The sequence below is a fragment of the Pantoea ananatis PA13 genome, assembly GCF_000233595.1.
Classification (GTDB): domain Bacteria; phylum Pseudomonadota; class Gammaproteobacteria; order Enterobacterales; family Enterobacteriaceae; genus Pantoea; species Pantoea ananatis.
The window spans coordinates 3675451-3699199 of record NC_017554.1 but is presented as its reverse complement, the minus strand read 5'-3'; the positions used below and the strand labels follow the sequence as shown (position 1 = coordinate 3699199).

19 protein-coding genes are annotated in these 23749 nt (G+C 56.1%); 11 read left to right on the top strand and 8 right to left on the bottom strand.

Annotation, left to right across the window (positions count from 1 at the left end):
* Positions 1 to 57 precede the first annotated feature (57 nt).
* From gluQRS to thpR, 4 genes are all read right to left on the bottom strand, one after another.
* The gene (gene gluQRS / locus PAGR_RS17600; RefSeq protein WP_014606561.1) at positions 58 to 939 is read right to left on the bottom strand and encodes a tRNA glutamyl-Q(34) synthetase GluQRS; all 882 of its coding nucleotides are present in this window, start codon (positions 937 to 939) and stop codon (positions 58 to 60) included.
* 70 nt (positions 940 to 1009) lie between these two features.
* Positions 1010 to 1465 carry an RNA polymerase-binding protein DksA gene (gene dksA / locus PAGR_RS17595; protein WP_006117731.1) on the bottom strand — a complete coding sequence of 152 codons (456 nt, stop codon included), beginning with the start codon at positions 1463 to 1465 and terminating at the stop codon, positions 1010 to 1012.
* A 249-nt stretch (positions 1466 to 1714) separates the two neighbouring features.
* A complete protein-coding gene (sfsA, locus tag PAGR_RS17590; RefSeq protein WP_014592945.1) occupies positions 1715 to 2419 on the bottom strand; it encodes a DNA/RNA nuclease SfsA in 705 nt (234 codons plus the stop codon).
* Between the two features lie 11 nt (positions 2420 to 2430).
* On the bottom strand, positions 2431 to 2958 hold the full coding sequence (thpR, locus tag PAGR_RS17585) for an RNA 2',3'-cyclic phosphodiesterase (RefSeq protein WP_014592946.1): 528 nt from the start codon (positions 2956 to 2958) through the stop codon (positions 2431 to 2433).
* Between the two features lie 36 nt (positions 2959 to 2994).
* Here thpR and hrpB point away from each other — a divergent pair, with 36 nt between their 5' ends.
* From hrpB to fhuB, 6 genes are all read left to right on the top strand, one after another.
* On the top strand, positions 2995 to 5490 hold the full coding sequence (gene hrpB / locus PAGR_RS17580; protein WP_014606560.1) for an ATP-dependent helicase HrpB: 2496 nt from the start codon (positions 2995 to 2997) through the stop codon (positions 5488 to 5490).
* A gap of 83 nt (positions 5491 to 5573) precedes the next feature.
* Positions 5574 to 8081: a bifunctional glycosyl transferase/transpeptidase gene (gene mrcB / locus PAGR_RS17575; protein ID WP_014606559.1), complete on the top strand. Its 2508-nt coding sequence runs from the start codon at positions 5574 to 5576 to the stop codon at positions 8079 to 8081.
* Between the two features lie 197 nt (positions 8082 to 8278).
* Complete coding sequence (fhuA, locus tag PAGR_RS17570; protein WP_026021066.1) at positions 8279 to 10486, top strand: ferrichrome porin FhuA; 2208 nt, start codon at positions 8279 to 8281, stop codon at positions 10484 to 10486.
* A 39-nt stretch (positions 10487 to 10525) separates the two neighbouring features.
* The gene (fhuC, locus tag PAGR_RS17565) at positions 10526 to 11320 is read left to right on the top strand and encodes a Fe3+-hydroxamate ABC transporter ATP-binding protein FhuC (protein WP_014606558.1); all 795 of its coding nucleotides are present in this window, start codon (positions 10526 to 10528) and stop codon (positions 11318 to 11320) included.
* 10 nt (positions 11321 to 11330) lie between these two features.
* Positions 11331 to 12209, top strand: coding sequence for a Fe(3+)-hydroxamate ABC transporter substrate-binding protein FhuD (gene fhuD, locus PAGR_RS17560; RefSeq protein ID WP_014592950.1), 879 nt, complete (start codon positions 11331 to 11333; stop codon positions 12207 to 12209).
* Positions 12209 to 14188: a Fe(3+)-hydroxamate ABC transporter permease FhuB gene (gene fhuB / locus PAGR_RS17555; RefSeq protein WP_014606557.1), complete on the top strand. Its 1980-nt coding sequence runs from the start codon at positions 12209 to 12211 to the stop codon at positions 14186 to 14188. The genes fhuD and fhuB overlap by 1 nt, the downstream gene beginning before the upstream one ends.
* Positions 14189 to 14220: 32 nt before the next feature.
* Here fhuB and hemL read toward each other — a convergent pair whose 3' ends face one another.
* Positions 14221 to 15501: a glutamate-1-semialdehyde 2,1-aminomutase gene (hemL, locus tag PAGR_RS17550; RefSeq protein WP_014606556.1), complete on the bottom strand. Its 1281-nt coding sequence runs from the start codon at positions 15499 to 15501 to the stop codon at positions 14221 to 14223.
* Between the two features lie 189 nt (positions 15502 to 15690).
* Between hemL and erpA the strand changes: the two genes are divergently transcribed.
* Entirely contained in the window at positions 15691 to 16038 is a 348-nt protein-coding gene (erpA, locus tag PAGR_RS17545) for an iron-sulfur cluster insertion protein ErpA (RefSeq protein ID WP_013024674.1), read from the top strand.
* 30 nt (positions 16039 to 16068) lie between these two features.
* Here erpA and PAGR_RS17540 read toward each other — a convergent pair whose 3' ends face one another.
* The 3 genes from PAGR_RS17540 to mtnN form a co-directional block, all read right to left on the bottom strand.
* Positions 16069 to 16320, bottom strand: a complete 252-nt coding sequence (locus PAGR_RS17540; protein WP_014606555.1) for a hypothetical protein — start codon at positions 16318 to 16320, stop codon at positions 16069 to 16071.
* 141 nt (positions 16321 to 16461) lie between these two features.
* A complete protein-coding gene (btuF, locus tag PAGR_RS17535) occupies positions 16462 to 17256 on the bottom strand; it encodes a vitamin B12 ABC transporter substrate-binding protein BtuF (RefSeq protein ID WP_014606554.1) in 795 nt (264 codons plus the stop codon).
* Entirely contained in the window at positions 17249 to 17947 is a 699-nt protein-coding gene (gene mtnN / locus PAGR_RS17530; protein WP_014606553.1) for a 5'-methylthioadenosine/S-adenosylhomocysteine nucleosidase, read from the bottom strand. The genes btuF and mtnN overlap by 8 nt, the downstream gene beginning before the upstream one ends.
* A 92-nt stretch (positions 17948 to 18039) precedes the next feature.
* Here mtnN and dgt point away from each other — a divergent pair, with 92 nt between their 5' ends.
* The 4 genes from dgt (at position 18040) to PAGR_RS17510 (ending at position 23696) form a co-directional block, all read left to right on the top strand.
* Positions 18040 to 19530, top strand: coding sequence for a dGTPase (gene dgt / locus PAGR_RS17525; protein WP_014606552.1), 1491 nt, complete (start codon positions 18040 to 18042; stop codon positions 19528 to 19530).
* A 133-nt stretch (positions 19531 to 19663) separates the two neighbouring features.
* Positions 19664 to 21118, top strand: a complete 1455-nt coding sequence (degP, locus tag PAGR_RS17520; RefSeq protein WP_013024679.1) for a serine endoprotease DegP — start codon at positions 19664 to 19666, stop codon at positions 21116 to 21118.
* Between the two features lie 176 nt (positions 21119 to 21294).
* Entirely contained in the window at positions 21295 to 22452 is a 1158-nt protein-coding gene (locus tag PAGR_RS17515) for a CdaR family transcriptional regulator (RefSeq protein WP_014606551.1), read from the top strand.
* 32 nt (positions 22453 to 22484) lie between these two features.
* Positions 22485 to 23696, top strand: coding sequence for an alginate lyase family protein (locus PAGR_RS17510; RefSeq protein WP_014592956.1), 1212 nt, complete (start codon positions 22485 to 22487; stop codon positions 23694 to 23696).
* Positions 23697 to 23749 lie beyond the last annotated feature (53 nt).

Sequence of the window (23749 nt, the reverse complement as noted above, 5' to 3'; positions counted from 1 at the left end):
TAGGTAAAATCAGCGGCTAATCATAGCCTGTTGTGAATCATTTGAGAATGCTGTTGTCTATGCATCCGTTATCAGGGCGTTATCGTGAGGTATCAAAGCGATATTCCACTGCTTCACGGCGTCAGACAGCAGTTTCTCCTGCGTTTTGTCCATCCAGCCTTCGGCGACAGGCTGCCCCAGAAAGCGTAAAGCCTGCACCAGGCTCGGCCGCGTATCCCCTTCCGGTAACGCGGGCGCATGATTTTGCTTAGAAAGTTTGTGACCATCGGCCGTCGTTGCCAGCGGCAAATGCAAATAGTCCGGTAGCGCCCAGCCAAATTGCTGGTAAAGAGCAATCTGCCGTACCGTAGGCTCAATTAAGTCTGCACCGCGCACAATTTCCGTGATGCCCTGATGATGATCGTCCACGACGACAGCCAGATTGTAAGCAAACAGCCCATCACGACGATGAATGATAAAATCTTCCTCAGCCAGCCGCCGATCGGCAATGATCTCGCCTCTGAGTCGATCCTGAAAACCATAAACAGGCGCATGCTGGCGCAGGCGCAGGGCCGCACCTTCGGGACCGCGTTGACGATCCCGACAGTGACCATCATAAAAGCCACCGGCTTGCTGAATGCGGCTTCGGGTACAGGTGCAGAAATAACTTTGACGGTGCGCTCTTAACCAGTGCAGTGCATCGCGATAAGCGTTGTGTCTCTGGGATTGCCACATCACCTCGCCATCCCAGAACAGGCCGTAATGCTCCAGCTGTTGCAGAATACGCGTTGCGGCACCGGCGACTTCGCGCGGCGGATCGATATCTTCAATACGAACCAGCCAGCGGCCGTGCTGTGAACGTGCGCTCAGGTAACTGCCTAACGCAGCAATCAGGGAGCCGAAATGGAGTTCGCCAGAGGGAGATGGCGCGAAGCGCCCAACGCAGGATGAGTATGACATAGGCGTTATGAATCACACGGCGGAAAAAGTGGGACTTCTTCCGCCGTGTGGCTGCAGTCAGACGGCAACATTAACCCGCCATTTGCTTCTCACGAATTTCTGCCAGTGTCTTACAGTCGATACACAGATCGGCGGTAGGACGCGCTTCAAGACGGCGGATACCGATCTCTACGCCACAGGAATCGCAATAGCCAAAGTCATCATCTTCGACTTTCTTCAGCGTTTTCTCGATCTTTTTAATTAACTTACGCTCGCGGTCGCGGTTACGCAGTTCCAGGCTGAACTCTTCTTCCTGAGCGGCACGGTCAACCGGGTCAGGGAAGTTAGCAGCTTCATCCTGCATATGTGTAACGGTGCGATCGACTTCGTCCCGCAATTGATTGCGCCAGGCTTCCAGAATCTTGCGAAAATGGTCCAGTTGCGCGTCATTCATATACTCTTCGCCCGGCTTCTCCTGATAAGGCTCCACCCCAGCGATGGCGAGAATACTCAGGGACGATGTTTTACGGTTTTGCCCTTCTTGCATGTTGTTTCTCTCCTGGATAACACGCACTATACCCTTCGATAGCCATCGGTAAGCGCATTCACGCTGACCGTGTTTATGGCCCTCTCCTGGGTACATCGATCCCCCAACGGGGAAAAAACAGGCCGCTATAAATAACAGAAGCAGTCAAGGTTGGCAATTATTCCTGATCGCATCTTGACAAGCCTGTGAGGAACAGCGTAGTTGACCCCTGACAGAAGGTAGTCATATCACAGAAGGATGCCAGTGATATTACAATGTTACGTCAACCGGCGTCGTTAATAACATCCCGGCGGATGACAGTTCTGCCCGATAAGCCAAAATCTCCACGCCACTCAGCTGCGCCTGTACCAGTTGCTCTGCGTAAGCGGCATCAATGTGACGCGCCGGGGAAACGTCCTCAATCCCCGAGTGCAGAACGGCAAACAACAAAACGGCCCGATGCCCCTCTGCCACAGCCTGACTCAGCTCGCGCAGGTGTTTCTGTCCTCGAATCGTCACCGCATCCGGAAAATAGCCTTTACCTTCCTGCAAAAGCGTCACGGATTTCACCTCAATATAGCACTCAGGTCGATCCTGTGCCTTGAGCAGGAAATCAATTCGGCTTTTTTCAGTGCCATATTTGACTTCGGCCTGACATTCCTCGTAGCCCGCCAGCGGTAAAATCTGGTTTTTGCTTAGCGCCTCACGTACCAGTTGGTTGGCGCGCAGGGTATTCACGCAGATCCAGTGGCCCTGCTGCGTCTCGGTCATCTCCCAGCTATGCGGATATTTGCGCGTCAGGCTGTCAGAGGTTGAATACCAAACGGTGTCGCCCGGGGTTGCACAGCCGGTCATTGCGCCGGTATTGGCGCAATGTATTGTCAGCGTCTCGCCTTCAGGCGTCACGACATCGGCCAGAAAACGTTTATAGCGGGTAACCAGTCGCGCAGATTTGAGAACGGGGGAAAAAAGCATAAGGCTCCTGATTAAGGCAGTAAGGGCCAACTGGCCAGCGTGCGGTAGCGGGTCCGGCCTTGCACGTACTCGGAGGCGAAAAGGGAAAATTCGCTGGCTGAAAATTGCCAGTGAAAGCCGCGAGGGGGCAGGGCGACGGGCTGCGTCGCCGCACGCAGCAGCGTCACGTGGGGATGAAAGGGCTGGGCCGGTTGCCCGCAGCCGTGGCGCGCGGCCTGGGCGCGCAGCAGGCTTGCTAACTGTAACAAGCCGCGCGGCGGACGCTGGCAACCCAGCCACACCACGCCGGGACGAGGCCAGTGGCCCGCATCGTCTAATGCGACGTCAAACGCGGGCTGGCGGATACGCGACGCCAGCGTCTGCAACTGGGTTGAGGTTTCAGGGGAGACATCCCCCAGAAAAGCCAGCGTCAGGTGGAGGTTGGCGGCTGCAATCGGGCGGCCAGCATCCTCATTAAACGTGTGTGCCCGCCAGTGCACCAGTTGCTGTTGCAGCGCCTCTGGCGGGGTAATAGCAAAAAATAAGCGTTGTGACGCCATGGCGGTCTCCGGCAATCCTCACGGATGAGTGCTACAATGCGCGCCATCTTAACACAGCCATTCGTGGAGTTTGCGGTGAGTGATCTACCCGTCAGCGCGGTGTTGCCTGACCTTCTGAGCGCGCTTAACGACGCCTCAAACATCCTGCTGGCCGCGCCCACTGGCGCAGGTAAATCCACCTGGTTGCCGCTTCAGCTTTTACAGCATCAGGCGATAGCGGGACGCATCATTATGCTGGAGCCGCGTCGCCTTGCCGCACGTAATGTGGCGCAACGGCTGGCAGAACAGTTGGGTGAACAACCCGGCGCGACCGTAGGCTACCGTATGCGTGGCGAAAGCTGCGCAGGGCCGATGACCCGGCTTGAAGTGGTGACCGAAGGCATTCTGACCCGAATGCTGCAGCAGGATCCCATGCTGGACGGCGTATCATTGGTTATCCTGGATGAGTTTCATGAGCGCAGCCTCCAGGCCGATCTGGCGCTGGCGCTGCTGCTGGACGTGCAGCAGGGGTTGCGTGAAGATTTGAAAATCCTGCTGATGTCGGCGACGCTCGATAACGCCAGGCTGGCAGCCTTGTTACCGAATGCCCCTCTCATTACCTCGGAAGGGCGGAGCTACCCGGTTGAACGCCGCTACACGGCGTTGAGCCAGACTCTGCGGTTTGAAGAGGCGGTGGCGCGCGAAGTCGCGCAGTTGCTGCGAGAGGAAACGGGCTCACTGCTGTTGTTTCTGCCTGGCGTTGCGGAAATCGAGCGGGTAAAGCGAGAGCTGGAAGCGCGCGTTGACGCTGATGTGGATCTGACTCCGCTGTATGGCGCACTTCCCCTTGCGGCCCAGCAACGGGCCATCCTGCCTGCCGCCAGCGGACGCCGCAAAGTGGTGCTGGCGACCAACATCGCCGAAACCAGCCTGACAATTGAAGGCATTCGCCTGGTGGTGGACAGCGCGCAGGAACGAAGCGCGCTGTTTGATGCCCGCAGCGGTGTGACGCGGCTGCAGACCCAGCGCGTCAGTCAGGCCTCCATGACGCAGCGCGCCGGACGAGCCGGACGTGTCATGCCCGGTATTTGCCTGCATCTGGTAGCGCAGGAACAGGCCTCACGCGCGCCTGCGCAGAGCGAAGCGGAAATTTTGCACAGCGATCTCACCTCGCTGTGGCTGGAGCTGCTGCAGTGGGGATGTACCCGTATCGATCAGCTACAGTGGATCGATCTGCCGCCGGAAAAGCATTTGCGTGCGGCCCGGCAGCAGCTGTTGCGGCTGGGGGCGCTGGACGATCAGGGCCATCTTAATGCCCAGGGACGACGAATGGCGCAGTTGGGCAGCGACGCCCGTCTTAGCGCGATGTTATGTGCGGCAGGCGGCGACGCTGATGCCGTTGCCAGCGCGGCCTTGCTGGTGGCCATTCTGGAAGATCCTCCTCGCAGCGCCAGCGTCGATTTACGTGACGCGCTTTATCGTCCATCGCCTCAGTGGCAACGCCGCGCACAGCACTGGCAAAAACGCATCGGCGTCCTCGGTGGCCGGGTGGACGAAGACCGGTTTGCCGCGCTGCTGACCGCTGGATTCAGCGATCGCCTGGCACGACGTCGCGATAACAGCGGCCGGTATCAGCTCGCTAACGGACTGGGCGCGATGCTGGACGAACAACAGGCACTGACGCGTTACGAATGGTTAATCGCGCCCACATTGTTACAGGGCAGCAGCGCGCCGGACGCGCGCATCCTGCTGGCCATGCCCGTCGATATTGATACCCTGACGCAACAGTGTCCGCTGCTCGTTGAACAGCGTACCGAGGTGGAATGGGATGAGGAGAAAGGCACACTGCGCACGTTGCGGCGTGAGCAGATTGGCGAACTGGTCCTGAAAACCCAACCGCTTGCCCGGCCCGATGCAGAAGTACTGCAGGCGGCCATGCTACGGTGGATCAGTAAAAAAGGACTCTCGGTGTTGGGCTGGACGCCGGCGTCCGGGCAGTTGCGCCTGCGCATTCAGTGTGCGGCCCAATGGTTACCCGAGGAGCCATGGCCTCAGGTTGATGATGCCAGCCTGCTTGAGTCGCTCGAACACTGGCTTCTGCCTGAGATGAGCGGAGTGCGCGACCTGAAGAGTTTACAGTCCGTGAACCTTGTCAGCGCGCTCTTACATTTGCTCACATGGTCACAACGTCAGCGGCTGGATACTGTGCTGCCAACTCATTACACTGTGCCCACCGGAAGTCGGCTGCCCATCCGCTATGATGCGGATAAACCGCCTGCACTGGCGGTACGCATCCAGGAAATGTTTGGCGAAGCCAGCAATCCGACCGTGGCAGAAGGGCGGGTTCCACTGGTACTGGAGCTGTTATCGCCCGCCCAGCGCCCTTTACAGATCACCCGCGATCTTGCGGCCTTCTGGCGGGGTGCCTATGCGGACGTGCAAAAAGAGATGAAAGGGCGTTATCCCAAACATCTCTGGCCTGACGATCCTGCCTCTGCCTTGCCGACAAGGCGGACAAAAAAGAATACGTCACAGGGCGGAACCTCAGGTTAATTCAGAGGGTTCTGCCATGCGACAGTGAAGAAAGCAGTTAGAGTAGCGGCGCAGCCGTAAGCTATGCCTGGAGAATAAAACGCATGTCTGGGAACGATCGCGAACCTATTGGGCGCAAAGGAAAACCGCTGCCACCGCGCAGTAGCGCCCGCCGTGGGCGGCGCAGAGACATCGATGACGATGCTCAGGACGATTTTGATGATGACTACGAGGAGGAAGCGCCGGTGCCACGTAAAGGTAAAGGTGGAAAACCGCCGCGCGGCAAACGCCGTTGGCTGGGATGGTTAATTAAGCTGTTCCTGGTATTTGTGGTGGTAATGGCCGCGTGGGGCGTATACCTCGACTCGGAAATTCGCAGCCGTATAGACGGGAAAGTCTGGCAACTGCCCGCCGCCGTATACGGTCGTATGGTCAGCCTTGAACCTGGCATGGCCTACAACAAAAGTGAAATGATCGCGCTGCTTGAAGGCACGCAATACCGTGAAGTTTCACGTATTACGCGCCCGGGTGAGTTCTCGGTCAAGGGCAACACCATTGAACTGTTGCGCCGTCCGTTTGATTTTCCGGACAGCAAAGAGGGGCAGATCCATGCCCGTATGACCTTTAGCAAAGATGAACTCAGCGAGATTAAAAACGTTGAAACCGGACGTGATTTTGGTTTCTTCCGTCTTGATCCACGTCTGATTACCATGCTGCAGTCACCCAACGGTGAACAACGCCTGTTTGTGCCCCGTGCGGGTTTCCCGGATCTGCTGGTTGATACGCTGATTGCCACCGAAGATCGCCATTTTTACGAGCATGACGGTATCAGCCCCTATTCTATCGGTCGTGCCTTCGTCGCGAATATTACGGCAGGTAAAGCGGTGCAGGGCGGCAGCACGCTGACTCAGCAGCTGGTAAAAAACCTGTTCCTGACCAACGAGCGTTCACTGTGGCGTAAAGCGCGTGAAGCCTATATGGCCGTGATCATGGACGCCCGTTACAGTAAAGATCGCATTCTGGAGCTTTACCTTAACGAGGTGTACCTCGGCCAGGCAGGTAACGATCAGATTCGTGGTTTCCCCCTGGCCAGCCTTTACTACTTTGGCCGACCGGTAGATGAACTGAGCCTCGATCAGCAGGCAATGCTGGTTGGCATGGTAAAAGGCGCTTCGCTCTATAATCCATGGCGTAACCCGAAGCTGGCGCTGGAACGACGCAATCTGGTTCTGCGCTTACTGCAGCAGCAGAAAGTCATCGACCAGGAACTGTATGACATGCTGTCAGCCCGTCCGTTAGGCGTGCAACCGAAAGGCGGTGTGATCACGCCTCAGCCTGCCTTTATGCAAATGGTACGCAATGAGCTGCAGGCGAAGCTGGGCGACAAGGTCAAAGATCTGTCGGGTGTGAAAATTTTCACCACGTTAGATCCGGTCTCACAGGATGCCGCTGAAAAAGCGGTGATCGACGGTATTCCCACCCTGAAAAAGCAGCGCGGTTTGAAAGATCTGGAAACCGCAATGGTGGTCGTTGACCGCTTCACGGGTGAAGTTCGCGCGATGGTCGGCGGCGCCGATCCGCAGTTTGCAGGCTATAACCGTGCGTTACAGGCTCGCCGTTCAATTGGTTCTCTGGCGAAACCCGCGACGTATCTTACCGCACTGAGCCAGCCGAATACGTACCGGCTGAATACATGGATCGCCGACGAACCTATTGCGCTGAAACAGCCCAACGGCAGCGTCTGGAAACCCATGAATGACGACCGCCGCTTCAGTGGCAAAGTTATGCTGGTGGACGCGTTAACCAACTCTATGAACGTGCCAACGGTGAACCTGGGCATGACGCTGGGGCTCAATGCAGTGGTGGATACCTGGACCAAACTGGGCGTGCCAAAAGATCAGCTCAACCCGGTGCCGGCTATGCTGCTGGGCGCACTCAACCTGACGCCGGTTGAAGTTGCCCAGGCGTTCCAGTCGATTGCCAGCGGAGGGAATCGTGCCGATCTGTCTGCAGTGCGCTCCGTCATTGCGGAAGACGGAACCGTACTGTACCAGAGCTTCCCACAGGCCCAGCGGGTTGAACCGGCGCAGGCGGCCTATTTAACGCTCTACACGATGCAGCAGGTTGCCGATCACGGTACAGCGCGCGCCCTGGGCGCGCGTTTCCCGAATGCGCATCTGGCAGGTAAAACAGGCACCACAAACGACCTGATCGACAGCTGGTTTGCGGGCATCGACGGTAAAGAAGTAGCGATAACCTGGGTAGGGCGTGATAACAACCAGCCCACCAAACTGTACGGTGCCAGCGGCGCCATGCAGATCTATCGTCGCTATCTTGATAACCAGGCACCCATGCCGTTGCAGCTGACGCCGCCTGAAGATGTCACGATGATGAATATAGATTCGGCAGGCAACTTTGTTTGTGGCTCGGGCAGCAGCACCTGGCGTTCGCTACCGGTTTGGGCGCTGGATCCCAACGCGCTGTGTCAACAGCAGCAGCAGCAGGTTCAGCAGCAGCAAATGCAGCAGCAACAATTGCAACAGCAGCAACAACAGGAACAGAAAGACAGTGATGGCGTTGCGGGCTGGATAAAAGATATGTTTGGTAAATAACCGGCTAAAAGCGGTTAAAAAAAGGCACTCCGGTGCCTTTTTTTGTGCCTGCTGATGATGAAGGAATCGAGCGACAAACAGCGCCACTGAAGGGAATTCCGCTTGCAGAAAATGTTGGATCTCGCATATTATCGAAACGTTATAATAATCATTATCGTTTCGATTCGCTTATTCATCCCCATTTGAGAGACACCTTCATGACTGCGCGCACTACCACTTTTGGTTTCCCACAAAGGTTATTTACCCGTCGCCCTCTGGCACTGATGATTGCGCTGCTTTCCGGCGGCGCAAGTTCGCTGGCCTTCGCCGAACAAACGGTGGTGGTTTCGGCCAACGGTGGTGCCGCTGTCGGGCAGGAAAATCCGTGGGGACCGGCGGCCACCGTTGCTGCGAAACGCAGCGCTACCGGTACCAAAACGGATACGCCGATTGAAAAGAACCCGCAGTCGGTTTCCGTGGTCACGCGTGAAGAGATGGAGATGCGCAACGTCAGCAGCGTCAAGCAGGCATTTAACTATACGCCTGGCGTACTCACCGGCAACCGCGGCAGCTCTTCGGTCATTGACGCGCTGTCGATTCGCGGCTTTAGCGAAACCAACACCAATCAGTATCTTGATGGGCTGAAGCTGCAGGGTGACAACTACTCTGAATTCGCTATCGATCCCTATTTTCTGGAGCGGGCTGAACTGCTGCGCGGTCCGGTTTCCGTGCTGTACGGTAAAAGCAATCCCGGCGGTGTTGTCGCTTTAGTCAGCAAGCGTCCCACTCAGGAAACGCTGCGCGAAGTCCAGTTCCAGATGGGCAACCATAATCTTTACTCCACCGGTTTTGACTTTGGCGGTGCCATAGACGATGCGGGCGTATACAGCTATCGCCTGACAGGCCAGGCCAGCAGCCAGGATGCCCAACAGGCGAATAATAAACAAAAGCGTTACACTATCGCCCCTTCATTCAGCTGGCGTCCGGATGAAAATACCCGTTTAGATCTGCTGACCTATTTCCAGAACGAGCCGGACACCGGCTACTACGGCTGGCTGCCGCGTGAAGGGACCGTTGTGCCGATCACCCGGCCTGATGGCAGCCAGTACAAACTGCCGACCAACTTTGATGAGGGCGAGAAGAGCAACCGCATCTCACGCAACACCAAAATGCTGGGCTACAGCTTCGAGCACCGTTTTGATGATACCTGGACGGTGCGTCAGAATCTGCGCTATGCCGAGTTAACCACGGATTACCGCAGTATTTACGGCTTTGGTTATAATCCGGACACGCAGCTGATTACGCGCAATTCAGCACTTTCCAAAGAGAAGCTGAACCAGTTTGCTGTGGACAATCAGGTACAGGCTAAATTTGCCACCGGTGAACTCGCTCATACCTTATTGCTTGGCGTTGATTTCCAGCGTACCCGTAATGATATTGACGCACAGTTCGGTACGGCAACAGCGTTAAATCCGTTTAACCCGCAATATGGCAATGATACGACTTCGCCCTATGCTGAACCCTACAAGCACTTAAATAAACAGCGCCAGACAGGTTTGTATGCGCAGGATCAGATGGAGTGGGATCGCTGGGTTCTGACGTTAGGTGGCCGATATGATTACGCCATGACGTCAGTATACAACCGCTATAACGGTAATCTCGATCGTCAAAACGATCAGGCCTTTACCTGGCGCGGCGGTCTGAACTACGTATTCGATAACGGTATCGCACCTTACTTCAGCTACAGCGAAGCCTTCCTTCCTAATGCGGGCTCGACGTATGAGGGGAACGCGTTCGATCCTTCTCGGGCTAAGCAGTATGAAGCCGGTGTGAAATATGTACCGAAAGATCGGCCAATCGTCATGACAGCCGCGGTATATGAACTGACTAAGACCAAAAATCTGACGGCAGATCCCAACCCATTGCATCCGTTTGCCAGCATCCAGAGCGGCGAAATCCGTTCTCGCGGTGTGGAACTGGAAGCCAAAGCGGCGCTAAACGCCAACGTAAACCTGACGGCCTCTTATACCTATACCGATGCCGAGTATACGGAAGATACCCAGCTCCAGGGCAAAACCCCGGTACAGGTGCCCAAACACATGGCGTCACTGTGGAGTGACTATACCTTCCACGAAACCGCGCTGTCAGGCGTCACGGTCGGAGCGGGCGTCCGTTACGTGGGCGAAAGTCAGGGGCTGTATAGCACAGGTCCTGATGTCAACCAGAACTTTAGCGTGGCGGGTTATACCACTGTCGATGCTGCACTGAAATATGATTTAGGACGTTTTGGTTTGCCTGGCTCAACGGTAGGCGTTAACGTTAACAACCTGTTTAACCGCGACTACGTTGCCAGTTGTTACCGTGAGTATGCGTGCTATTGGGGCGCAGAACGGCAGATTACAGGTACCGCCACGTTCCGGTTCTGATAGATGAGGGCGCTCCGGCGCCCGTTTACAGGGATTACCATGCAGCTTCCGCAGCATCAACAAACGACCTTCCAACTGGAGAATGCCAGCTTTCGTGTACCCGGTCGCACGCTTCTCCAGCCGCTGTCTCTCTCTTTTACACCAGGCAAAGTGACCGCACTGATAGGTCATAACGGTTCAGGCAAATCCACGCTGTTAAAAATGTTGGGACGGCATCACGCGGCCAGCGAAGGCCGGGTGCTCCTTAATGGTCGGCCTGTAGAGAGCTTAAAAAGCAAAGTGTTTGCCCGTGAGGTCGCCTATTTACCGCAGCAGTTACCGGCTGCCGAAGGCATGACGGTGCGTGAGCTGGTGGCCATCGGGCGTTACCCCTGGCATGGGGCGCTGGGACGTTTCAGTCAGGAGGACCGGGCACGCGTTGAGCAGGCGATTTCGCTCGTCGGATTAACGCCTTTTGCCTCTCGTCTGGTAGACAGCTTATCGGGTGGGGAACGGCAACGGGCCTGGCTGGCGATGATGGTGGCGCAAAACAGCCGCTGTCTGCTGCTGGATGAACCCACTTCCGCACTGGACATTGCCCACCAGGTGGACGTGCTGGCCCTGATTCAGACGCTGAGCCGGGAGCATGGCTTAACCGTCATTACCGTATTGCATGACATCAACATGGCGGCCCGTTACTGCGACCATCTGGTGGCATTACGTGGCGGCGGGCTTATCGCGCAAGGCGGCCCGGAGCACATCATGCAGGCGGACGTTTTGCAGGATATCTATGGTATTCCAATGGGGATCTTTCCCCATCCTGGCGGCGGCGCGCCGGTGAGCTTTGTGTGTTAAGGACAGGATAATGCCCGATTTATTCCGCCGTCGCCTGATGATGGCGATGGCGTTATCGCCACTTATGAGCCCCTTTTCACTCCAGGCGGCGCAGCCCGATCCCGCTCGCATCATCGCGCTGGAGTGGTTACCCACCGAACTGCTGCTGGCGTTAGGCGTTAAGCCCTTTGGGGTCGCCGATGTGCATAATTATAATATCTGGGTCGGGCAGCCAGCCTTGCCTGCCGGCGTGGTGGATGTTGGGCTGCGTACCGAGCCTAACCTTGAACTGATGACCCAGATGCATCCCTCCCTGATTCTCTGTTCAAACGGCTATGGACCGCCTAAAGAGAAACTCCAGCGTATTGCGCCCATTATGGGGTTTGACCTGCACGGCGGCGACGGTAAACCCTTGTCGCGCGCGCGTGTCTCGCTGCGCGCGCTCGGGGCCAGGCTGGGGCGGGAAGCTCAGGCTGAAGCGCATCTGCAATACGTGGATGCGGAAATCGCCGCAGCCCGTCAGCGTCTGGCTCCCTATGCCGGACGCGCTATCTTGCTGATGTCACTGCTTGACAGCCGCCATGCCATCACCTTCGGTAAGAACAGCTTATTCCTTGAAGTCATGGAACGGCTTGGCCTGAAGAATGCCTGGCAGGGAGAAACCAATTTCTGGGGAAGTTCAGTGATTGGCCTGGAAAGGCTGGCGGCGTTTCACGATGTCGAAGCCATCTGCTTCGACCACGACAATGCGGCCGTTATGCAGCAGCTGTCGCGCAGCCCGCTGTGGCAGGCAATGCCTTTTGTCCAAAGCGGTCATTTTCAACGCGTACCGGCGGTCTGGTACTACGGGGCAACATTGTCGGCCCTGCATTTTATACGCGTGCTGGAACATGCGCTGGAGAAGGTCTGATGCGGCATCGTTATTTTCCTGTCACTGTGCTGAGCGTCCTGTTTCTGCTCGCGCTGGCGCTCACCGCGATAAACCTTCAGCAGGCCCTGCCTCCGGGGCAGTGGACTCAGGCCTTGTGGTCACCGGATACCGCTAATGTCCAGCAGATGGTGTTTCACTACAGTTTGCTGCCGCGCTGGGCGCTGGCGCTGTTGGTGGGTGCCGGTCTGGGATTAGCGGGCTTGCTGTTTCAACAGGTACTGCGAAACCCGCTGGCGGAACCGGGAACGCTAGGGGTTTCATCCGGCGCACAGTTGGGGATCACCGTCGCCACATTGTGGCACCTGCCGGGCGGAGCACTCACCCAGCAGCTTGCCGCCTCAGGTGGTGCGTTGCTGGTGGGGGCGCTGGTCTTTAGCGTGGCCTGGAGTAAACGCTTATCGCCCGTTACCCTGATTCTGGCAGGGCTGGTCCTGAGTCTCTACAGCGGGGCGGTTAATCAGATCTTCGCCATCTTCAATCACGACCAGTTGCAAAATATGTTTTTGTGGAGCACGGGCGCACTGAACCAGATGAGCTGGGACAGCGTTACCCAGCTCTGGCCGCGCCTGGTGCTGGCGCTGATACTGTCACTGGCGCTTCTGCGGCCGCTGACGCTCATGGGGTTGGACGATGGCGTGGCAAAAAACCTCGGTCTGGCCCTGTCCGTCACCCGGCTAGCGATTCTGGCGCTGGCAATACTGCTGAGCGCACAGCTGGTGAGCGTCGCCGGCATCATTGGTTTTATCGGCCTGTTTGCGCCGCTGCTGGCAAGGCTGCTCGGTGGACGCCGCTTGCTGAGCCGCATGCTGCTGGCTCCGCTGATTGGCGCATTGCTGCTGTGGCTGGCGGATGCCTGCGTCCTGTGGCTTACGACGCACTGGCGCGAGGTTTCCACCGGCACGGTGACGGCGTTACTGGGCGTGCCGATTCTGCTCTGGCTGCTCCCGCGCCTGCGGACGGGGTCCGTTCCCCCCGCACTGGATCAGGGCGACAGCGTGCCGGTTGAACGTCATCATTTTCTGCGCTGGAGCCTGACCGGTCTGGTGGTGTTAGGCATGCTGGCCTGGCTCTGTCTGGCGTTTGGACGGGACGCGCAAGGCTGGATCTGGACCCAGGGTGACATGCTCAATGCGCTGCTTCCGTGGCGCGCACCGCGTGTGCTGGCGGCCCTGGCGGTAGGCTTAATGCTGGGCGTAGCCGGTAGCCTGATTCAGCGACTGACCGGTAACCCGATGGCCAGCCCGGAAGTCTTGGGCATCAGTTCCGGGGCGGCCTGTGGTGTGGTCGTGATGTTATTCCTGGTACCCGGTAATGCGTTGGCGTTTCTGTTGCCTGCCGGTGCGCTGGGCGCAGCGGTAACCCTGGCGATCATTATGCTGGTTGCCAGCCGTGGCGGGTTTTCACCCGAACGCATGCTGTTGGCCGGGATGGCGTTAAACAGCGCTTTTGTCACCATTCTGATGTTGTTGATGGCCAGTGGCGATCCCCGGATGTCGGGTTTACTGACCTGGATCTCCGGCTCAACCTATAACGTCAGTGCCACCCAGGCGCTGCAAAGTGCAGGCTGTGCAGTCGTGCTGGTGTCGTTAGCGCCGCTGGCCAGCCGCTGGCTCACGCTGCTGCCTTTGGGAAGCGCCACGGCGCGCTCGGCCGGCATGGCGCTCACCGCCTCGCGGCTGGCGCTGCTGCTGCTGGCCGCGGCCTTAACGGCCAGTGCCACGCTGACGATTGGGCCATTGAGCTTCGTGGGGCTGATGGCACCACACATGGCGCGCATGCTGGGGTTCCGTCGCGCGTTGCCGCAGCTGTTACTGTCGGGTGTGCTTGGCGCAGGTTTAATGATGATAGCTGACTGGTGTGGGCGAATGGTGGCGTTCCCAAACCAAATTCCGGCGGGATTGATGGCCACATTTTTAGGGGCACCCTATTTTATTTGGTTATTGCGGCGCGCTCGTTAAAAAAAAGACCGGCGTTTGCCGGTCTGCATTTTTTACAGCTTAGCGAAGCAGCGACGGGCGGCATCGACAGTATGCTGAATGTCCTCTGCGCTGTGCGCCAGCGACATAAAGCCGGCTTCAAAGGCGGACGGCGCAAAGTAAACGCCTTCTTCAAGCATCAGGTGGAAAAAGCGCTTGAAGCGTTCAACATCGCACTGCGTCACATCTTTATAGCAGGTGACGCTGTCGGCATCGGTAAAGAACAGGCCAAACATGCCGCCAACCTGATTCACCACCACCGGAATATTTTCCTGTTTTGCCGCGTCGAGCAGTCCCTGCGCTAACTGTGAGGTCAGACGATTGAGTTTGTCATGCATGCCCGGCTGGGCAATCTGGGTTAAGCAGGCATAGCCGGCAGCCATAGCGACAGGGTTACCGGACAGCGTACCCGCCTGATAAACCGGTCCGGTCGGTGCCAGTACCTCCATGACTTCGCGACGGCCGCCAAAAGCACCCACCGGCATACCGCCACCGATGATTTTGCCGAGGCAGGTGAGATCCGGTTTAACGTTGTAGTACTCTTGCGCACCGCCCAGGGCAACGCGAAAACCCGTCATCACTTCATCGATAATCAGCAGTGCGCCAAACTCATCACAGAGCGCGCGCAGGCCGGGTAAGAATTCGGGTTGGGGCGGAATACAGTTCATGTTTCCGGCCACGGGCTCGACAATAATAGCGGCGATAGCCTGCGGATACTGTTCAAACGCAGCGCGCACCGAATCCAGATCGTTATATGTACAGGTCAGCGTATGCTTGGCAAAATCGGCGGGCACGCCCGGTGAGTTAGGCTGCCCCAGCGTCAGCGCACCGGAACCGGCTTTCACCAGCAGATGGTCGGCATGACCGTGGTAGCACCCTTCAAACTTGATGATTTTGTCGCGACCGGTAAAACCGCGCGCCAGACGAATCGCGCTCATGGTGGCTTCGGTGCCGGAGTTCACCATCCGCACCATTTCCATGCTGGGAACCAGTTTACACACCAGCTGCGCCATGGTGACTTCCATCTCGGTTGGTGCCCCGAAGCTCAGGCCGCGCTGGGCAGCCTCAATCACGGCCTGACGAATGCCATCATTGTTATGTCCCAGCACCATGGGGCCCCATGACCCAACATAGTCGATGTACTTTTTACCGTCGGCGTCATAAAGATATGCACCGTCAGCATGCTCAATGAACAGCGGAACGCCACCCACACCGGTAAACGCCCGTACCGGCGAGTTCACACCGCCGGGGATCAGGCGTTGTGCTTCGGCGAACAGTTCTTCAGACTTACTCATTTTCGGCTCCAGCAGTTCATAAAATATCGGGCTATTCTACGGAAGAGGGGCTGCTGACGAAAGGCCGCTATAATCATCAAAGTGAATCCGGCACAGAGTGCGAAGCTGAAAGCTTGATTGCGCCGGGTCGCTGGCAGATAATAGCAATATTGAGGTCGTTTTCTGACCCGGACGTTTACGGAGTAACTCATGAGTGATGAAGTAGTAGCACTGCCGTTGCAGTTTACCGACGCAGCAGCCAAAAAAGTTAAGAATCTGATTGCTGACGAAGAGAACCCGGCACTGAAGCTGCGTGTGTATATCACTGGTGGTGGTTGCAGCGGCTTTCAGTATGGTTTTACATTCGACGATCAAATGAACGACGGCGACATGACCATTGAAAAGCAGGGCGTCTCGCTGGTGGTTGATCCCATGAGCCTGCAGTATCTGGTGGGCGGTTCTGTGGATTACACGGAAGGGCTGGAAGGATCGCGCTTTATCGTCACCAACCCTAACGCCAAAACCACCTGCGGCTGCGGGTCGTCATTCAGTATCTGATTATCGGGCCGCCTCAGCGGGCGGCCTCGGCTACCATTCAACCGTCACCAGACGATCGTTCGTCCCGCTGCTTCCCTGTCGCTTTAACACCGTTTGTGTCACGCGCGGCTGTGCGTTTATCTGACGACCGCACTCAACCTGCGGCACAGACTGCCCCATTGAACGGTTAACTTCACAACGTGAATAGATGACGAGTCTGACGTTAATCGAGCCGGTCGTCGATCCCGCGTAGGCCTGCTGCGCGATCAGAAGCCCTATGGCCAGAAGCGGTGCTTTGGTCATATTTAAATTCCTGGTGTAGTCGAATGCGCTAAGCGCTAAAACGGACATCGGGCATACGTGGCACGTGTCTCATACTTAAAATTAACGGCAGTCAGGGTGATTTCTTTAGTTGACGGTGTAACGCATGCAGAACCGACAGCATTATTTAACCGGGTGCAGGCCTTTACACAGTTGGTCGGCGGCTAACAGGATGCGCGGTCCCGGACGGCTGAGCCAGTCGTCGTTAATGGCAATCACGCTGACGTTAAGCTGCGGTCGCCAGAACTGCGCCGTGTGACTCGCCTGCTGTGCATCACCTGTTGTGACGATGACCTGCGGATGGCGCATCAGCACCTGTTCCCGGCTCACCTGGGGCCAGTTCACCGCACTGTCGGCAAAGATATTCTGCCCGCCACACAGCCTGATGATATCGTTTTGCAGCGTCGCCTTAGCCGCGGTAAACATAGGCGAAAAGCCAAACTGCAGAAAGACGGGAACGGGATGTTGTGTGTGGTAGCGCTCCCGCAAAGCCGCTTCCTGCTGGCGCAGCTCCTCGGCGGCTTGTGCGGCACGTTGCGGAGCTGGACTCCACTTTGCTAATCCTGCCAGTGCATCAATCATGCCATCCAGCGTTGCGGCATTGACCCATTCAACCTTAATACCCAACTGCTGCAGCTGGTCTACCTGACGCTGCGGATTGCCGCCGCGCCACGCCAACACTACGTCGGGTTTAAGCTGCAAAATACGTTCAAGATTGATGCCCTGCCAGTTAGCGACCTGTTCAATGTTTTTTGCTTCAGGCGGATAGCTGGACCAGGCGCTGACCGCAATCGGGGTAATACCTGCGGCAAAGGCGAGCTCAGTCAGATGGGGAGCAAGGGTGATGACGCGGGGTGGGGCAGCATACAGGCTGCTGCTCAACAGCAGCAGCCAGCACAACAACAGCCGTTTAGCCACGAGCCAGACGGGCCAGCAAATTTTCAACCATCAGTGACGACTGGCTGGCCGCGACGCTCAGAAACTCGTCAAAACTCAGGTGTGATTCCTTATCGGCCACGTCGGAAATCGCTCTGACGACCACAAAAGGCACCTGGAACTGATGACAGACATGGCCAATGGCGGTCGCTTCCATTTCAACCGCAATAGCCTGTGGGAAAGTCGCCCGGATGCGCGCCAGGGGCTCAGCCCCGTTGATAAACGCATCGCCGCTCACCACCAGGCCGCGAACCGCGTTCAGGTTGAGCTGCTTAATGCAGGCTTCCGCCTCGGAAATCAGGGTGCTGTCAGCCGTAAAGGCAGCCGGACAACCTGCCATCTGGCCCGGCTCATAGCCAAACGCGGTCACATCGGCATCGTGATAGCGCACTTCTTCCGACACCACGATGTCACCTACGGCTAACGTCGGGGCTAAACCGCCTGCGGAACCGGTATTAATAACGAGATCGGGTTTACACAGCTGCAGCAACAGCGTGGTGCCAAGAGCTGCCGAGGTTTTACCAATGCCTGATTTCAGCAAGGCAACGTCAACACCATTGAGTGTGCCAGTGTAAATTTCACAGCCCGCCAGAGACAGAGTCTGACGATTTTCAATTTTGTCACGCAGCAGGGTCACTTCCTGCTCCATTGCGCCAATGATGCCTGCTTTCATTTTGCGTCTCGCTAATGTAATGAATGTAAAAATCGGGCATAGTCTATCATGGCACTGACGGGATCATTTCACGAAAAAATAAGGGGACAGGTATGGCGGCGATCAATTTCAGGAAGAAGATCAGCTTCACTCGCCCTTATAGCAACCGTAAAGATCCGCAAGGTGAATATTTTATTACCCGCCATTTTGAAAGCGATCGTGGACGCATCATTAATTCGGCGGCCATTCGCCGACTGCAACAAAAAACCCAGGTCTTTCCGCTTGAGCGCAATGCCGCCGTCCGTTCACGCCTGACGCATTCGCTTGAAGTGCAGCAAACCGGTCGATATATCAGCAAAGAGATTCTGCAAACCTTAAAAATGCAGGGTGGGCTGGCAAAATATGGACTGGACGACATGGAAGGGGCCTTTGAAAGTCTGGTCGAAATGGCGTGTCTGTTGCATGACGTCGGGAATCCTCCGTTCGGGCATTTTGGCGAAGCTGCCATTAACGACTGGTTTGAAGATAATCTGGCTGCCGAACTGGTCGATCCGCTGGTGGCTGGCGTCGAAAGCGAAGAGCAGCGACAGTCCTTTGATCAAATGAACGCTATGATTCGTCAGGATTTATGCCATTTTGAAGGCAATGCCCAGGCGATCCGTATGGTGCACACCTTGCTGCAGCTCAACCTGAGCTACTCTCAGGTGGCCTGTATTCTTAAATATACCGCGCCGGCATGGTGGCAGGGTGAGAAACCGGCCGAATTTAGCGTATTAATGAAAAAGCCGGGCTTTTATTTGTCTGAGCGGGAATATATCAGCGATCTCCGTGCCGCGACGCATCTGACGGAGCATCATCGCTTCCCGCTGACCTATATCATGGAAGCGGCTGATGACATTTCATATTGTATTGCCGATCTGGATGACGCCGTCGAAAAAGCCATTTTCAATGTCGACAGTTTGTATGAATTCCTCAGCAAAGCCTGGGGGCCAATAAATAACAATGATGCGTTCAGCCGTACCGTAGGTGAGGCCTGGCGCGAAGCAGGAAGTAAAAAACGCCGCAGCCGAAGCGATCAATTTTTCATGTCCCTCCGGGTTAATGTTCAGAACGTTCTGGTCACCTATGCCGTTAAACGTTTTATCGACAATCTGCCCGCTATTTTTGACGGAAACTTCAACCATGCATTATTAGAAGATGGCGGCGAAGAGGGGCGTTTATTACAAATATTTAAAACTGTAGCACGGCAGCAGGTGTTTAATCATTCCGAAGTTGAACAGCTGGAGCTGCAGGGTTATCGCGTCATAAAGGGGTTGCTTGAAATATACCAACCGTTAATGATGTTGAATTATGAAGACTTTACTACACTGATAAATGAAGATTTTTTGCGCAACCATCCGATTGAGACACGTCTTTTCCATAAACTTTCCGGAAAGCACAGAAAAGCCTATCTGTATAAAATGCGCACGCTGGTTGTTGAACACAAATATGAGCGTTTGTTATGGGAACGTTATTATCGCTTTCGTCTGATTCAGGATTACATTAGCGGCATGACCGATCTCTATGCCTGGGATGAGTACCGTCGTTTGATGGCGGTGGAATAAGCAGAGAATTGTAAAGAGCGCGAATAAATTTTTACCTTTGCCTAAAACTTTTCGAGGAACTTCGCGCTAAAACATTTATCTCAACATTCGACCACAGCAATGGTCAGTATATCCATCATTGTGAGATACCAAAATGAAAAAAACCTCGTTAATGTTAAGCGCTCTGGCGCTTAGTCTTGGCATGGCACTGACCCCTGTGAGTGCTTTCGCTGCGGAGACATCCTCTTCCGTTTCATCTTCCCCAAGCCAGCCGTTGCCAAGCCTTGCCCCCATGCTGGAGAAGGTGATGCCTTCCGTTGTGAGCATCAGCGTGGAAGGCAGTACAACGGTCAAAACGCCGCGTATGCCGCAGCAGTTCCAGCAATTTTTTGGCGATAATTCGCCTTTCTGTCAGGACGGTTCTCCGTTCATGGGCTCGCCGCTGTGCCAGGGCGCGGGCGGGAGCGGCGGCGGTGCGCCTGCAGGCCCGGATACGCAGCAGCAAAAATTCAGAGCGCTGGGTTCTGGCGTGATCATTAACGCAGAAAAAGGCTATGTGGTAACCAACAACCATGTGGTCAACGATGCGACGAAAATTCAGGTCAAACTGAGCGATGGTCGTAGCTACGACGCCAAAGTCATCGGCAAAGATCCCAGCTCGGATATAGCGCTGATTCAGCTGGAAGGCGCGAAAAATCTGACCGCCATTAAAATGGCTGACTCCGATAATTTGCGCGTTGGCGATTATACCGTAGCAATCGGTAATCCCTATGGTCTGGGCGAAACCGTAACCTCGGGCATCGTGTCGGCGTTGGGACGCAGCGGCCTCAACGTTGAAAACTACGAAAACTTTATCCAGACCGATGCCGCGATTAACCGCGGTAACTCGGGTGGCGCGCTGGTGAACCTCAACGGTGAGCTGATTGGTATTAACACCGCGATTCTGGCCCCAGACGGCGGCAACATTGGTATTGGTTTTGCCATCCCCAGCAACATGGTGAAAAACCTGACCGCACAGATGGTGGAGTATGGTCAGGTGAAACGCGGTGAGCTGGGTATCATGGGAACAGAGCTCAACTCTGAACTGGCTAAAGCGATGAAGGTCGATGCGCAGCGCGGCGCCTTTGTTAGTCAGGTCGTGCCCAATTCCGCAGCAGCGAAAGGCGGTATTAAAGCGGGTGACGTGATCGTTTCTATGAACGGCAAGCCGCTCACCAGCTTTGCCTCGCTGCGCGCTGAAGTCGGCTCTTTACCGGTAGGCACGACGCTGAAGCTTGGCCTGCTGCGTGATGGCAAACCGCTGGATGTCTCCGTGCAGCTGCAGCAGAGCACCCAGGACAAAGTGCAGTCCGCTACGATTTACACCGGCATTGAAGGTGCAGATCTGAGTAATAACGCAGGCAAAGAGAAAGGCGTGCGGGTCGATAGCGTGAAAGCGGGCAGTGCGGCGGCAAGAGTGGGTCTGAAAAAAGGCGACCTGATTCTTGGCGTCAACCAGCAGCCAGTAACCAACTTAGGGGAACTACGCAAGATCCTCGATACCAAACCACCGGTACTGGCGCTGAATGTGCAACGTGGCGACACATCGCTCTACCTGCTGATGCAGTAATCACTGCTTGATGCTTATCAGGCGGACTTCGGTCCGCCTTTTTTATGGCACAGATCACAAATGTGATGCCTGCCGCATTTCTGCCAAAGCCGGCGCGGCTATGGGCGAATGCATAATGTTCTCCGCGTGTCACACGGCTATTCTGTCCTTCCTCTCATATGACTCAGGAGATAAGGATGGCTACCTGTCATCTCGACGCGCGGCTGGCGCAGGAAATTGTTGCGCGCACCATGAAAATCATTGATGGCAATGTCAACGTGATGGATGCGCGTGGGCGAATCATTGGCAGTGGTGACAGGGAGCGCATCGGGGAGTTGCATGAGGGCGCGCTGTTGGTGTTGTCTCAGGGGCGCATCGTGGATATCGACGATGCTGTGGCAAAACATCTGCACGGCGTGCGGCCAGGCATCAACCTTCCGCTACGTATTGACGGGGCGATCGTGGGCGTCATTGGCCTGACAGGCGAGCCGGGCGCACTGCGTCACTATGGCGAATTAGTCTGTATGGCGGCAGAGATGATGCTGGAGCAGGCCCGACTATTACATATGCTGGCTCAGGACAGCCGACTGCGTGAAGAGCTGGTGCTCAACCTGATAAGAAGTGATGCGCTGACGCCACAGCTGACAGAGTGGGCACAGCGCCTGGGGATCGATCTTAATCAGCCCCGCGTGGTGGCGGTGATCGAAGTCGACAGCGGGCAGTTAGGCGTGGACAGCGCCATGTCTGAATTACAGCAGCTGCAAACCTTACTCACCACCCCCGTTCGGGATAACCTGATAGCCATTGTGTCGCTAACCGAAATGGTCGTACTGAAACCGGCATTAAACACACACGGACGTTACGACCGTCACGATCATCGCAAGCGGGTTGAGCAACTGATGCAGCGAATGAACGAAAGCGGTCATCTGCGCATGCGTATTGCGCTGGGCAACTTCTTTACCGGTCCGGGCAGCATCGCCCGCTCTTACCGCACTGCGCGCACCACCATGGCCGTTGGAAAGCAGCGCATGCCAGACGTCCGCAGCTATTTTTATCAGGATCTGATGCTGCCGGTATTACTGGACAGTTTACGCGGTGGCTGGCAGGCGAACGAGCTGGCACGTCCGCTGGAAAAACTGAAAAGCATGGACAGCAACGGTTTACTGCGCCGGACCTTAAGCGCCTGGTTCAGCAATAACGTCCAGCCCGGCGCAACATCACGCGCGCTGTTTATTCATCGTAATACGCTGGAGTATCGACTGAATCGGATCGCTGAGTTAACCGGACTGAACCTTGGTCATTTTGACGATCGATTACTGCTGTATATTGCGTTACAGCTGGATGAGCAGGGCTGATGACGCTGCTTATGAAACCATGAGGACGCCCGATGCGTATATTGCCCGCCATACTTTGCCTGCTAATCGTTACGTTTACCTGCCAGGCACGGCCTGACAGCCTGATTTTTCTCTCTACTGATGCCCTGATGAATACCCGGCAGGCTTTGCAGAATCATCAGGCGAGCACACTGACGGAACAGGCCTGGCGTCAGCTGCAACATCAGGCAGAAAAGGCGCTCAGCCAGCCCGATCCCAGCGTGATGGATAAGGGGCTGATGCCGCCCAGCGGATCGCGGCATGACTATCTGAGCCTGAGCGCCTACTGGTGGCCGGACGGAAAGCAGAAAACGGGGTTGCCCTGGATTCGTCGGGATGGTGAGATTAATCCCGACACGAAAAATAACCAAACCGACGGCGTGCGGCTGGCGCGCTTTAGCGCAGATGTACAGACACTCTCGCTGGCCTGGTTCTTTTCTGGCGATGCACGCTATGCCAGCAAAGCACAATCGATGATCCGCCACTGGTTTATCGATCCTGCCAGCCGTATGAATCCAAACCTGAATTATGCCCAGGGGATTCCAGGCAGGACGCCTGGCCGTCATGATGGCGTACTGGATGGGCGCTATTTTGCGACCCGCATTGTTGATGCGCTGGTGCTGTTGCGCCAGTCACCCGGCTGGCGCGACAGCGACGAGGCGGCGTTACATCGCTGGTTCAGTGACTATCTTAGCTGGCTGCAGACCAGCCAGCTGGCGCAACAGGAGCGGGATGCCCCAAATAATCATGGCAGCTGGTACAGCGTACAGGTTGCCGGTATTGCCGCTTACCTGGGCAAAAACACGGTGATCGCTGATATGTCGGCGCTGGCCAAACGAAAAATTGATGGGCAAATACAGAAAGAGGGGACTCAGCCACTTGAGCTGGCGCGAACCCGCTCCTTTCATTACAGCGTCTTTAATTTGCAGGCGCTAACCGCTATCGCGGCGTTAGCTTCTCAGCGTGGGCTGGACGATCTCTGGCACTATCAAAACAAGCAGGGTGGCTCGCTACTGGCGGCGCTGGATTATATGGCGCCCTTTAGCGATCCATCACGCCGCTGGCCGTGGAAAACCCGCGAACGCCAAAGCGAGCGGTTAATCCCCTTACTGCTGTTGGCTGACGTCACACTTAAGTCAGAACGTTACCAATCCTGGATTGATCGTCCTGAATGGCGTACCGGCTCAGCAGAGGTGCTACGTGATGTGGTGTTACTCAGGCGATAGCCGCGCAGATTGCCAATAAAAAAGGCCAGACGCGTCAAGTGAATCACACTTAA